The organism is bacterium (genome assembly GCA_019912885.1).
In the GTDB taxonomy this organism is placed as follows: domain Bacteria; phylum Lernaellota; class Lernaellaia; order JACKCT01; family JACKCT01; genus JAIOHV01.
Map to the genome: position 1 here is coordinate 13,856 of JAIOHV010000028.1, position 13,184 is coordinate 27,039.

At 57.9% G+C, this 13,184-nt stretch carries 12 protein-coding genes; 3 read left to right on the forward strand and 9 right to left on the reverse strand.

Annotated elements, in window-relative coordinates; translation table 11 throughout:
• Positions 1-542 precede the first annotated feature (542 nt).
• The 9 genes from K8I61_02145 to K8I61_02185 form a co-directional block, all read right to left on the reverse strand.
• Positions 543-1,721 (reverse strand): hypothetical protein, encoded by a 1,179-nt coding sequence (locus tag K8I61_02145; protein ID MBZ0270809.1) that lies wholly within the window; start codon positions 1,719-1,721, stop codon positions 543-545.
• Positions 1,722-1,785: 64 nt separating this feature from the next.
• Positions 1,786-2,580 carry a hypothetical protein gene (locus tag K8I61_02150; GenBank protein ID MBZ0270810.1) on the reverse strand — a complete coding sequence of 265 codons (795 nt, stop codon included), beginning with the start codon at positions 2,578-2,580 and terminating at the stop codon, positions 1,786-1,788.
• Positions 2,581-2,706: 126 nt separating this feature from the next.
• Positions 2,707-3,372, reverse strand: coding sequence for a peptidoglycan-binding protein (locus tag K8I61_02155; GenBank protein MBZ0270811.1), 666 nt, complete (start codon positions 3,370-3,372; stop codon positions 2,707-2,709).
• A 140-nt stretch (positions 3,373-3,512) separates the two neighbouring features.
• A complete protein-coding gene (locus tag K8I61_02160; GenBank protein MBZ0270812.1) occupies positions 3,513-3,833 on the reverse strand; it encodes a multidrug efflux SMR transporter in 321 nt (106 codons plus the stop codon).
• Positions 3,834-3,980: 147 nt separating this feature from the next.
• Complete coding sequence (locus tag K8I61_02165) at positions 3,981-6,092, reverse strand: hypothetical protein (GenBank protein ID MBZ0270813.1); 2,112 nt, start codon at positions 6,090-6,092, stop codon at positions 3,981-3,983.
• A 368-nt stretch (positions 6,093-6,460) separates the two neighbouring features.
• Positions 6,461-6,961 (reverse strand): hypothetical protein, encoded by a 501-nt coding sequence (locus tag K8I61_02170; protein ID MBZ0270814.1) that lies wholly within the window; start codon positions 6,959-6,961, stop codon positions 6,461-6,463.
• A 14-nt stretch (positions 6,962-6,975) separates the two neighbouring features.
• A complete protein-coding gene (locus tag K8I61_02175) occupies positions 6,976-8,799 on the reverse strand; it encodes a hypothetical protein (protein MBZ0270815.1) in 1,824 nt (607 codons plus the stop codon).
• Between the two features lie 10 nt (positions 8,800-8,809).
• On the reverse strand, positions 8,810-9,826 hold the full coding sequence (locus K8I61_02180; protein MBZ0270816.1) for a hypothetical protein: 1,017 nt from the start codon (positions 9,824-9,826) through the stop codon (positions 8,810-8,812).
• A 355-nt stretch (positions 9,827-10,181) separates the two neighbouring features.
• Positions 10,182-10,499 (reverse strand): helix-turn-helix domain-containing protein, encoded by a 318-nt coding sequence (locus tag K8I61_02185; protein MBZ0270817.1) that lies wholly within the window; start codon positions 10,497-10,499, stop codon positions 10,182-10,184.
• 298 nt (positions 10,500-10,797) lie between these two features.
• On the opposite strand from K8I61_02185, the gene K8I61_02190 reads away from it, so the two are divergent.
• The 3 genes from K8I61_02190 to K8I61_02200 all read left to right on the forward strand — a co-directional run bounded on the left by K8I61_02190 (position 10,798) and on the right by K8I61_02200 (position 13,170).
• Positions 10,798-11,109 (forward strand): hypothetical protein, encoded by a 312-nt coding sequence (locus tag K8I61_02190; protein MBZ0270818.1) that lies wholly within the window; start codon positions 10,798-10,800, stop codon positions 11,107-11,109.
• A gap of 430 nt (positions 11,110-11,539) precedes the next feature.
• Complete coding sequence (locus K8I61_02195) at positions 11,540-12,517, forward strand: hypothetical protein (protein ID MBZ0270819.1); 978 nt, start codon at positions 11,540-11,542, stop codon at positions 12,515-12,517.
• On the forward strand, positions 12,514-13,170 hold the full coding sequence (locus K8I61_02200; protein MBZ0270820.1) for a hypothetical protein: 657 nt from the start codon (positions 12,514-12,516) through the stop codon (positions 13,168-13,170). The genes K8I61_02195 and K8I61_02200 overlap by 4 nt, the downstream gene beginning before the upstream one ends.
• Positions 13,171-13,184: the final 14 nt, after the last annotated feature.

Consider the following 13,184-nt stretch of genomic DNA (forward strand, 5'->3'; position numbering starts at 1 on the left):
TTGTCGCACGTGGGGCAGGAGTCAATAAACTCCTCGCGGCAGTCCGCTTGGCAGGCTCCCTTGAGCTCAATGTCACAATGGTTAAAGCAAATGCAATACTCGCCGTATTCGGGTGCGACGCCTTGCCACGTTCCAGTTTCTTCATTAAAGACACATTGCTCGCCTGAAAAATCACCTCCGCAGTCGTCATTTACACAAACAAAGAATTCGTACGCGCAGTTGATGTAGCAAATCCCCAAGAGACTACTGTAGCAGACATCGCCCGGTTCGCCTTCGCGAGATTTTTGCTGCTGCTCAACTGAATTCGCACCCGTAAAAGAATATATACTAAACATCGTAATTGCAAGGAGCATAACATAAAACGACGGTCGCGCGTGCCTAGTACTTGTCAAACTCATTTTCGATTCCTCCCAACTTAAGCGCGATTCCGCAAGGCTTTTCGAATTAACGCTGGTAGAGCTCGGAATTCAAAGCTCTTTTTATGGACGATTTTACCACAACTCGCATTATAATTTCGATCCTCCTTGAACGGGCGCCAAAGTTTACGGACAGCTGTTCGCGATCGTGATTTTACCCCGCAGCGGAATCCAGTTGTTCTGCACGCTGTCTTCTGACGGGTTTAGCAATGGGTCGATACGCATAATGACGTAATATTCCGCTCCCAAGGACACACTACTCGGGATCGAGTATTGTGTATGTATAAGCTGCGACTGATTGCCGCCAATATTCTGAGTAAATGTCGTCGTAGATTTTTTGTCTTGAAAAAAGTTCCAGTTTTCGTCTGTCGAAAGCCAAAATTGCAAATTTACAGTCTCGCTCACGATGCCTTTATTTTGAGAAGCAACGGCAATTTTTACGTTGTCTCCCGGACACAACCCGGTTGTCGTTGCCGGAATAGAGCAATATGTATCACCTAACAGCGTGTAATAATTTGAGCCGCTTGATGGCCAGCAAAGCCGGACCATATCGCAAACGTAACCACCTTCCGCTTCCTCACACGTACCGATAACTTCATATATGTCTATCCAAAAATTTGCCAATGCCAAATCTCGCTCGTCAAGGTAGTCTGAGGAATCCCAATACAAAATGCGTAATCCCAACCTATCGTTAGGCAACGCCTCGACCATTTCATGAGAAGGATTATTTGTAAACAGCCCCGTAGTACTGGGTGTACGGTAATTCATATATGACAAAACGTCATCTTCATGTTTTAGACCAATCGCGTGGCCTAATTCATGGACGTGTTCCATGCGTGCATATCGTTGGCCACCGTCAGCAGTCGCGCTTGGATTATAATACGTACTTGGAACGTCCCATACCCAGTCAATGCCGGAATTCAAGTGGATATTAGCCTCGACAATTTTACAGTCGTCATTCGCGTCCGTTGTCCAATTCGCCCAACCAGCTGAACTGCTACCTGTAGAAAGCCAGATTTCCGAAATCCCGTTTGCGTCACTCGGCACCGCAGTCTTTGTACTCCAAGTTGGACTAATCCATACGCCCGCGATCGGGCCGACTCGCTCGAGTATTTCTGTTATTGAGTCGCGTCTTTCTTGCGTGTTGTATTGACCCACACTCGTAATAATCTCGAAATTCGGATCAGACTCCCATTTAACACATCCGCAGTTTCGCCACCAGCAATTCCACGCTTGTGCGTCGGACGGGAAATTTATTGCGACTATGGCAGCGATGATCGCGAGTATCATGCCGATCGTTTTCATTTATTCCTCCGTCCGCTTCGATAAGGCTCGCACAAAAATTGACGGCCCGTGCGATGCGACGCCGTCACGGCTGCAAGAACGCCTTATATTCATCAAGAAACTTATCCTTGGTTATTTCGACGTTCTCGGGTGATTCATTTGAGACGGAAATCATTTCGTCGATCGTGAGTTCAAATGCATCCAATACCATTGCCTCGGTTCGCACGGCATCGTTCTCCGTTGAATATGTTCCCCACTCGCTCGCCCATTTGACACAAGACCGCTTGTCGGTTTTTTCGGTCCAGCAATGAATTTGTTTTTGGGACTTGCGCTTCGCCGAATCGAACGCTGTGATTGCCCGCCAATCGTGATCGAACACGATCGTCTTTCCGGCACCGTTGGCGACGCGAAACACGCCCGCGTCGCCATGAACGGTCGCCCAAAGTGGATATTTGCGCGGATTCAAAAAAACAATCACTTCTTCGCCAGCGTGATAATCCGGCTGGCCGGATATGAAAAAATTTCGACCGTTCTCCAATCTTCCGCCGCCGGTGTAAAAAACCAGATCGACCCCTTCGTTCGTGCCGCGATAGGCGTGCGCCACCGCCAATGTAACGATGCTATAGGGAGTTCGTATGCCTTGAGAATTTTCGACGTATTCCCAGTCAACGCTCTTCACAACGCCGCGCGCGACGATGCCCGCTTCGTTGAGCATGCCCATTGGGGTCGGATCGTCGGCCCGAAATTCGTGCGCCGGTGCAATTTGCGGCACGAGGACTAACGCCGCAGCGAATATCACCCTTAGAAGAATACTTGCGGCTTGCGGCTTGCGGCTTGCGGCTTGCAGCTTGCAGCTTCGAACATTGCGCGCCTCCTTCACCAGTGTCTTGACGTGTACGCCCGTTGAAACGCACCGTCAAGAAAATAAAAATTGATTTGGATCAAATTTGAATATCGCGCCCTGGAGGGGCGCTCCTACAAGTCCATCGGCACCGTGAGAGCGTCGTCAATATTCCGTGGAGCCCGCTCGCGGGACGGAAGGGGCGGCCGCTTGCTGACGCGCGCGGCTCCGTTCGTCGCGGCGTTCGCGCCACTCATCCGGCAACGCACCGGTATCCGCGAGGTGCGCGAGGAGGATGGCGGCGCCGGGCTGCCGGGAGGCGGCCGTCGGCGAGAAGCGGCCGTCGGCGACGTACCGACCGCGCGTGTGGTGATTGGAGAACGACCACAGGTACGGCGAAAGCGTGCCGGGGTGATAGCGCCGGTAGCCCCAGCCGTTGTAGCCCTCGATGCGATACAGCGCGCCGGCGACGGACCAATCGTCCCAATCGAACATCCCCGTCATCGCGAGCGCGTCCGCGGCGCTTTGCTCCCACGTGAACGGCGGATCGCCCTCGCGCGGGCGGTTGCGCGGCACGTGCCGCGTGCGCGCGGTGAGCGGATCGCCGTTGTGGAGATGCCGGTCGAAACGCAAGCCCGACTCCATCGCGTGGATGACGCCGATCACAAACCAGGGCGGCGCGCCGCCGGGCGCGACCGCCTCGTATCGCGCGCGCGCACCCTGAATTTTTTCCACGACCGTCGCCACTTCGTGCGCGCGTTCCGGGCGGACGACGCACGTCGAAAACAGGTGGTTGTATTCGTCGCGCAGCGTGTCGGTGAATTTGATCATCGATACCTCCGTCATCCTTCGCGGATTGACCGGGTATCGATGGCGTTATTTTTACCGCAAAGACGCCAAGAAGACGCGAAGAGCGCAAAGTTTTCGTTCTTTGCGGTCTTTGCGACCCTTCGCGCCTTTGCGGTGAAAAATCACTCCGGAGCGGTGAGGCGCAAGCCCACGATCGACGCGACGAGAAGCGCGATGAAAAAGCCGCGCGCGAAGGTGAGCGGCTCGCGGAAGACGATGACGCCGAGGATCGCCGCGCCCGTCGCGCCGATGCCGACCCACACCGCGTACGCCGTGCCGATGGGGATCGAACGCACCGCGAGCGCAAGCAGCCACGTGCTGCCGATCATCGCGAGCACGGTGAGGACCGACGGCACCGGGCGCGTGAAGCCGTGCGTCAGCTTGAGGCCGATCGCCCAGCCGGTTTCGAGAAGGCCGGCGATGAAAAGTTGAATCCACGGCATGGGAACTCCAATGACGATTGACGACGCATTCGACGGTACACAGAGGGCACAGGGGAGCCACAGAGAGCACAGAGAATTTATGGCTCAGAATTTTTCTCCGTGTCCTCCGTGTCTTCTCCGTGTTCTCCGTGTACCGTCGAATGCGTTTCAGGGATCGAGGCCAAGCCAGAAATCGCCCGACCGCACGAGCTGTCCGTCGCCGTCGTGGCCCGCGACGCGGAAGGGGCGGCGCTCGCGATCGCCGGGGTTGATCAGAACCTCGTGCAGCGTTTGCAACTCGTCCGTTCCGGGCGTCGTGTGCGTGTAGATGGGAAGCCGCTCGCCCCATTCGACAAACGACGACGCGCCGCTCGTCGACATCCAGGAGATCGTGTACGTGCCGTCGCCGTGGTCGGTAGCCTCGATATCGTAGAGCGTCGTCGGCTCCCACGCCTCGGAGTCCACCTGTTCGGGGAAGCCCTGGCGCAGGTCGACGACAAAGTTTCGGATGCGGTTCGGGTTGCCCGGCGAAATCCCGGCGCCCCAGCGCGCCTCGATGGAATCCGCGAGGTCGAGAAGCGTATCGGCGTTCCACTCCAGGATGTCGTCGTCCTCCGGGTGGCCGTACTGCTTGTGCAGGAAGCGGAAGACGGTGTCGTCGAGCAAGCGCCAGACGTACGCGATGTCGCGGTGCAGTTCGAGCTTGTCGTGCAGCTCGTCGTAATCGTCCGAATCGGCGAACGCATCCTCGATCGATTCGAGCGCGGCCAGGTTGTCCTCCGCCAGCTCGATCGCCTCGGTCGATTCCTGCCACAGATCGACGAGCGTCTGCACCGTGGGGACGATGAGCGCATCGAACACCGGACGCCAGACGGCGTCGTAGAGCGTCGTGTTGCGCCCGAGCAGCATCGCCGGGAAGCGCGCGGAGTCGGTGACGTCCGAGCCTTTTTCGAGCGTCCACATGCCGAGCGAGTAATACATCTTGCGCATGGCGAAGTGCGAATTGCGGAAGATCGCCTTCAGCGTGCCGGACGCGGGGTCGCTCGCGGCGATGCCGTAGCGTTCGTCGAACCAGGCGCGATACACGTCGTCCGGCGTCGCGGCCGCGTCGTCCATGTAGGCTGCGTACGCAAACAGGTTCACCTCGTTCGCGTCGCCGAGCGCGTGGTTGCCGCCGCGTTCGATGCGCGCCGCCGCGCCGAGCGCGCCGATGGCGACGTCGTATTGCCAGCGCCAGCGGATGTAATCGACCTGGCCGTTCAGGATGCGCGAGGCGCCCCAATATTCGTTGCCGAGATCCATCTCGATGATCTGGTGCCGGTGGCCGACGTTGCCGATCAAAAGGTTGTCCGGATAATACGGCTGCCAGTCCTGCGGCACGTCCTTGCTCATCACCGCGAGGCGATGATCGCCGTAGGTCGAAAGCGACTCACGCAGCCACTCGATCTCCGCGCGCTGGTGCATGAACGTACGCACGCGCAACTCCTTGCCGAACTCGTCCATCACCACGCCGCCGACCTCGTCGTAGATCTGCTTAAGGCGCGCGGGCGGATCGGAATTGATGAGATCGAGCAGCGGATTGCCGGTGTCCGGCTGATCCACGCACCACTGGCAAAAACACACGGCATACCACGGCTCCACGTCGGAGCTGCCGAACATCAGGATGACGCCGTCGATCTCGGGCACGGCGGAAAGCGCGTCGCGATACGCCTTGCGCCTCCTCTCCCAGAGCTTGTCGTCGGGATCGAGACACAACACATAAAACTCGCGCGCGAACTCGTGCGCCCACACCCAGACGCTAAGCCCGAGCGCGTGCGCCTCATCGGCGATGTCCTTGATCTCGACGGCCTTCGCGGGGCTCTCGTTGATCTCGTCGATGTCCATGATGATGTCGTGCGAGAGCTGCACGTTGTCCATGCCGTATTCGACGGCGGCGGAAAGCGCCTCCGAGATGTGCTCGCGATTGTCGTCCAGGAGGATGAAGCCGTAGGTCGGATCGCCAAGCGGCGTGGTGTCGTCATCGCCGGTGTCGTCGTCGGCATCGTCGTCATCGAAAGTGTCGTCGTCGTCGGCGTCGTCATCATCGTCGATGTCGTCGTCGGCGTCGTCGTCGTCGGTGTCGTCGTCATCGATGGCGGTGTCGTCGTCGGGCGAGGCATCATCGTCGTCGTCATCGTCGCCGCACGAACACCCGGCGGCGGCGACCAACGCAAGGACGCCAAGCCATACGAGCAGATGTAGGAGCGCCGCGCGCCGCGCCGCGGATCGAAGCGGATTCATGCACCCTCTCCCGAAAAGGAAAGACGGCGCAGGATAGCAAAGCGCACGCGGCGCAAACAGAGTCGCACGTCGCCCGTGCGCCAGCACTGCAAACAGAGCCGCACGCGTGAGCAAGCGGCCTCCCCAACCGCACAGCGATCCGACCGCAGGGAGAATTTTTTCTACTCGCGAACAAAGCGCTGTTTCAAATAGGCCGCGACCCCGTCCCCGACAGGCCTAACCGAACCGAACCCCTGAACGCTTAAACGACGACCGAAAAACTACCAAATCCTCAACAAACGCCCGACACGAACTCCGCGAAATCCAGCACCGAAGCCGATACGCAAAAGGCTTATCTTAGCGCCATTCGGGACTGTCCCTGTTATCCCTTAGCACATTTCCGTATCGCACCAGATCGACAACACGACCTCAATATCGTCATTCTCCGCATCGCACTTCAGATCTTTATGGATGATTTTGCCGCCGCAGCATCGAGACCATGGATCCCCATTAGGTGGCTCGTAAACCCAATTAAAGTCCATTCGATACGACCACGATAAACCATCAAATTCGTAGTTCACCATACCCAACTCATCACTATATCCACTCCAGAACAATATATTCTCTTTGGCGTCCCCTATTTGGACAAGCACCTTCTCCAGAGGACCGGGTTCAATATTGTATTTATCGACCGCTTGTTCGTTTAACACTCGAATTACGCCAATCACTATCCCGTAATTGCAATCCTCCCATTCATCGTCATCGACATTCTCACCATCTGCATCGCCCTCATCGCCTTCACCTTCGTCATCGTCTTTATCACCGTTTTCTTTTGCATCAATACAGCCGCCGCAGACAAACAAGATTAGCATAGAACTGGCTATTACCATTCGCCAACACATCCTCACCGCCTCCTTAAATGCGGCTCAAGCGGCGGCCCAAACGGCATGGCAAATCCATCCTCGCGATTATACTCGTCACTTTGCCGATACTCTGCCCAGATCAGTGTCCTGCGATACGGATTATTACGCGCTTGCTGAAACCAAAGCCGGTGAGAAAATATATCGTTGACGCGGACAATATTAAATACGGCATAAGATACCGTTCGCCCAATGTTGCCGCCTTGATTGGCGCCTATTGTCAAAAATCGATTTACCGAAGCATTTGGATCAAAATACGACGCCATTTGGTCTCCAAATTTTGCGAAAGGCAACGACGTATCTTCGTTGTAGGGATCGTTGTAGGGATGACCCGGAAACGAGACGATAGGGACATGAGGCGGCTTCAGCCAATACAAAAATATACCCATGTGCATCGGGCCAGCCTCGCCAGGTTCGGCGTCGGGGTTGCCGTTCGTATACGCCGGGAAACCGGGCAATACAAATTGTCCCAGTCGATCCCAACGCAGAGTTCTCGGTGATATATACCGATCGAGATCATGATATTCATCCATCAAGTCGCCATAACCGTAGGTTCTTGGCCACGTTACTTCTTCTCGCCGAACTATCGCATTAATAACATCGCGACTGATAAAATCATGCTCGGCGGCCACCTTCAATAGAAAGTAAATACTTCCCTCGGAACTCCAGTTTCTCGGTCCGCCGCGATACGGAGGGAAATTTTGAAAATTGAACCATTCATCGCCGTATTTGGGTAGCCACGAACATCCGAGTTCTTTAACAAACGACTGCACGATGGGGCTCGCATACGCTTGACCAACGAGTATTTCCGGTCTGATAGCGTGATCACTATTATTGCTCGTGGACGGCTCATAAAATCTAGGCAGAAGGGTGTTTAGTCGATATCGCCGAATCCCGTCCTTAAAGGACACAGGCGGAATGTTGTCTCTGGGCAGCAGTACAATTGGATCAAGGGAACTGTTGCCCAAGGCATCGTAATCAAATATTGTTATATTATTTAGTACTATTTCAATCCGATAAATCGTTATGGGCAGACTTAAGCCATCGCCCTGATCGTGAGCTTTAAATGCAATGCTATCAAAAAAATCGCCGAAAAGCCCCATAGCGTTTGGAGGAAATCCTGACAAGAACTCGTCTGGATTCAGGTCAAACAATCGATTATAACGCGTAAGATCTTCATAACAACCCTCCCAAATGTCGCGATTCCAAACAACAACATCGCCGTAACTGGTTACGGGCCTGCCAAGATTGTCACCCGATCCCTGCTGGATAAACTCGTAAATTATTGGATCGACGTCGATTCCAGTTGTGGTCAATTGTTGAAATATGATGTTCAACTCCTGTGCCGATGGTTGATTAACGCGATTTGTTACATTTGTCGCTATATGATAGACGAATTCTTCGCCGCCGCTCGGAAATCGAACTCGCATTTCGCGCGCACACCCGTGAATCGAATTATGACCGAAAATGATTGAGCCCAGTGCATTAGATCGACTACATTGAGACGTCACCGATATATGTGTGTGTTGAACAAACCCCATATACCATGGAGGATGCGGCATAATAACTTCAAATTCTAACCTTGGCACATTAACGAGTTCGGATTCAGCTAATTCGGCGAGACCTCGTCGTTGCAAATATTCAAGAATGTTTGCGATTCGTTGTTTTCGAGTGGTTTCTTTAAGTTGCGATTGTATGCTGCTTAATTCAACCAACCCGTCCCCCGCCTTCACAAAGCCTTGTTCTTCGGGGGGGACGGACACGAACACCTTCTTCCCCGGTTGCAGGGAAATGTACTTCGTCGTCATCGCGCTTGCCTCAGAAGCCCGAATCGCTGTTTCGGGTCGAGGTCGTCAGGCGGCTCGATTCCGACCGCACCTGCTGCGCCTTTGGCAACTCGATCGTCTTCCCGTCCGGGTCGCGCGTGGTGTACGAAATGTTCTCCCCGCCCGCGAGAAGCGCGCCCGTCTCCAGCCGAATCCCGGTGACGCCCGGATTCAGCGAGGTCACGGCGAAGTCGATCTGGACGTGCCCGATCTCCGTGGTATTTCGGTTGAAGTCCTGGCCGTGAACGAACACCGTCGCTCCCGTGTTCGCCAGGATCATCGAAAAATCCGCGTTGCGCGGGCCGGTCACCTGCATCAGCGTCTTATATTTCGTGCGCGGGTGGTTGTCCCACGCGTTGAAAAACAGCGTGGCGTCGCCGGCCGCCCACGCGCCCATTCCTAGCGGGTTTTCGACGTAGGACTCGCCGACTATGCGAACGATCGCGCGAAACCCGGCGATAATGCCGACTCCATTCTCCACGTAATAGCAGTTCTCGGCCGTCACCAGAGCGCCGAAGATGCCCTGAAGCCCGGATTCCAGGCCGCGAAACTCGCAATAGCGAAGCAAGACGTTGCTTTGCCCTTCGATCTTGAGCGGCGCCTCGCCGTCTTCGGAATTCCACGCCAGCCCGTCGATCTGCACGCCGTTGGAATCGACGATCTCAAGCTTCAGGCGCAGGTCCGTCGTGTGCGTCTCCTTGGGGTTCCACGTCCCCACGCCGTCCGTTGGATTGAACGGGCTGCCGTCCGTGCTGTTGTAGTTGTTCTCGTTGAACACTTCGCAGACGATCCTCAATAAGGAGCTTTCGCCGACGCACAGGATACCACGAAGCGTGGCGTCGCCGGTATAGGGGTTGGTCGTGCCCGCCTTCACGTGGATCGTCGTCACGTCCGTGATCAGCCCCGTAATCAGGCTGAAAACGCCCGTGAACGTCTGCTTCGCGGTGGCCCAGCTTAAGCCATCGCCCGTGTCGTCCGGCCGGTCCGCACTAACATAAAAGTCTGCCATAACCCGCTCCTTCCGGTTTTTCGTTTAGCCTCGGTGACTCGCCCAAATCCGGCGTCCACGCGCCGCTTCGCCTTCATTGCATAGTGACATTTACCCATTTTTTTTTTTCCCGGTGTCAAGCGCTTGTTGCGCGAGTAAAATCACTTTTGATTTCGCCAAGTTATGCGTTTATTGCCGCACCGTCGAATCGTCCGCGGCATGATCATGATCCGCGGCGTGTGAGCTTGAACGGATATTCAAAATATTTGAACGATCGTTCAAACCGTCTGGCGCGGCGCGGGAAGGAAAACAACCCATGCGCGAGAACGGTCGCGCCAAACGGCACGGCCGCTCTCTCTATTCTCTTTTCTACTTTCTATTTCCTGCTTTCCCTGATCAGGCGATACAGCACGTACCCGCCGAACGCGACGCCAAGCAGCGGTCCGACGCGCGAGAGCGTCTTGAGCCCCGTCCACGCAGTCGTGGCGAGCATGGCATTCAGCACCGCGCGCGTGGCGCCGTGGGGTTTGGTCCAGCCCTCCTCCCAGCGCGCCAGCGTGCCCGGACGCACGCCAAGCACGCGCGCGAATTCCTCGCGGGTCAGCCCGCGCGATTCACGCAATTCCTGAATATCCTCCGGAAAAAGTTCGGTGCCGCCATTGGCGCCGGCGGCGGTGTGTTTTTGGCCTTTCATAGAAAAAATCCCCTGAAACGTTGAGAAAAAACGCCGCGCGAACGTGCGCGCAACCTGACGTTAGCAAGCCTTGCACGGCGTCCGCCGTGGTCGGGGTTACAAGGCGCGCGTACCGATGCGCGCACCGGAACATGACGACGGCGGGCGGCGCCCGCATGCGACCTGCTCTCTTTCGGTCGTGGCTCCGATTGCCGGGAAGGCGAGAAAGATGCCGCTGCCTGGCTCAGAAGAATTCGTGTTATATTGCTTTTTGGCGCCGCCGTCGGTGCGTTGGCGTGTAATCATAAGGATGGCCGTCGTGGGTAACGTTGCTGAAATCCCTTCGCGCGAGGGCGAAACGCGTACGGCGATCGACTCGTTCGCGCCGGAGCCGTATTCCATCGCCCGGCCGATCCCGGTTGTGGTCAGCGCCGACGAAAGCGGGTACGTCGCCACATTTTCGGAAGCGAATATCAGCACGTCCGGCGAAACGCCCCAAGACGCCGTGGACAACCTGAAATCGCTCATCCTCGATTTTTTCGACACGCTGTCGGAAACGCCGGACGGCGAGCTCGGCCCGGAACCCAAACGTCAGTTCGCGATTTTGCGTGCGTTCATTTCGCGGCGTTAGTTTGTGATCACCACGGACGACGCAAACGCGATCGCAAAAAAACTGAAGGCCGAAATCGTCTCCGGGCGCAGGCACGACATCGCGCGTATCAGGATTGACGGCCGAAACGTGATCCAGTTTGGAATCCGGCGAGGCTCACGTCGCGATTTGGGGCACAATTTCGTCGCCGCGCAAATTCACGTCTCGCAAAACCAGGCAAAGGCTCTTGCCCGCTGCACGATCAGCCGCGAGGAATGGATTGCGATCCTCCGTGAGAAAGGACTGATCTAGGCGGCGCCCGCATGTGACCCCGCTCCCCTGCTCGGAGCGCGGTCGCGGCTCCGTTTCGCGCCCTTCATCCCCCGCCCCGCCCGTGCTAAGTTGCGCGCGCCGTTTCGGCCGGCAGGCCGCGCGGAGCGCTCGAAACCCGATTGGCGAAGGACGATCCGAGGTGGCTAAAGCCCTCACCCAAACGCATGCGTCGGCCGCGGCCGAGGGCGCCGAGGAGGCCGCCGGCGTCCTGGAGTCGCCGCAGGGCACGCTGATCTGGCTGTGCACGCCGCAGTCGCCGGCGGAGGAGTTGCCGCGCGTCTTCAAGCTCATCCGCGAGCGCTTTGAGCGGGCCTTCCGCGAGATCCCCATGGACGACGCGCGCCGCTTCCTGACGCGCGTGGTCGGCGAGGTCAACGGCGCCCTGTTCGCCGCCGGCCAGCAAATGCAGGACGAGGGCCTGCGCGCAAGCATCGTGTGCCTGTTCATCTCCGGCGATCGCGCGGCTTACACCCACGTCGGCGACGCGCGGCTCTACCTCCTTCGCGACGGGCTCTTCCAGCAGGTAACGCAAGACCACACCAAGGCGCAGCAGATGGTGGATCAGGCGCTGCTCAAGCCCCAGGAGGCCAAAAACCACCCGTTCGCGCGGACGCTGCTTCGGACGATCGGCGCCAAGCCGGTCATCGAAGTCGCGTCGCAGGGGCCCCTGCCGGTCAAGCGCGGCGACCACTACGTCCTGTGCTCCGGCGGGCTCGTGCGCCGCGTCGACAATACCGCCATGGGTTCGCGCATCGCCGAGGGCGATCTGCTGGCCGCCTGCGACATGCTGTGCATCGAGGCGGCGAACGTGGACGACGAGACGGGCGGCGGCGAGAAGGCTGACGGCGACCTGATCGCCATGGCGGCGGTGCGTTTTGGCGATCCGGCGCCAAGGAAGGTCGTCGCCTACAACCCGCTCGACAACATCGCCCGCTCGCTGATGAGCGCCGAGGGCGAAATCCCCGGGCAGCGTCCCCGCGACCGCGGGTTTATCGCGCGCATTGCGATCGCCACCGTGCTCGCGATCTATCTCCTGTTCCACCTCGTCGCCGCGCCGGACTGGTCCGGGTCGCCCGCGAAGACGCCGCCCGCCGCGGGCGAGACGGGCGAGCCATGAACCCGCGCGTCAAACGCGGCCTGGATGCCGCGATCGCCGTGCTCGCGGTGGCGTGCGTTTTCGTGACGTATCGCGCCTTCCAGCCGAGGAAGGCCGCGCCGCCCTCGGCGATCGAATCCCCGAGCGCCGCTCCCGCGGCCGGGGAAACACCGATGCCGGGCGAAATGCCCGTGGCGGCGGCGTCCGACGCGCCGGATCCGAATCCCGAGCGCACGCTGATGCTTCGGATGCGCGAGTTTTTTGAGTCGATCGCCAAAGGCCGGGCGGGCGACGCGGCGGTGCTGTTTCTCGATCCGCAAAAGCGCGCGTCCTGGAAGGAAAACCTGGAGCGGGTCGAAAAGCGCGGCAATCCGATCGCCGCCTACGACATCCCGCACCTGTTCGAGGCGCCGTATTGCGCAGTAGAAGCGGCGGACCGGGGAAAGGGCCGCTGCCGCTTCCCAATCCTGATCTATCGCCGCGAAAACGACGTCGTGGAATGGGCCATCATCGCCACGCGCATGATGCGTAAGGACGGCGAATGGTGGATCGACGAATACGAGCAGGAACGCATCGACGAGGCTGCTTTCACGCGCGCGGCCAAGGCCGCCGGTCAGGGCAAGGAGCCCCCCGAACCCGAGTCCGGCGAGGCCTCGGCGCCCGGATCGGGATAAACACCGCAAAAACG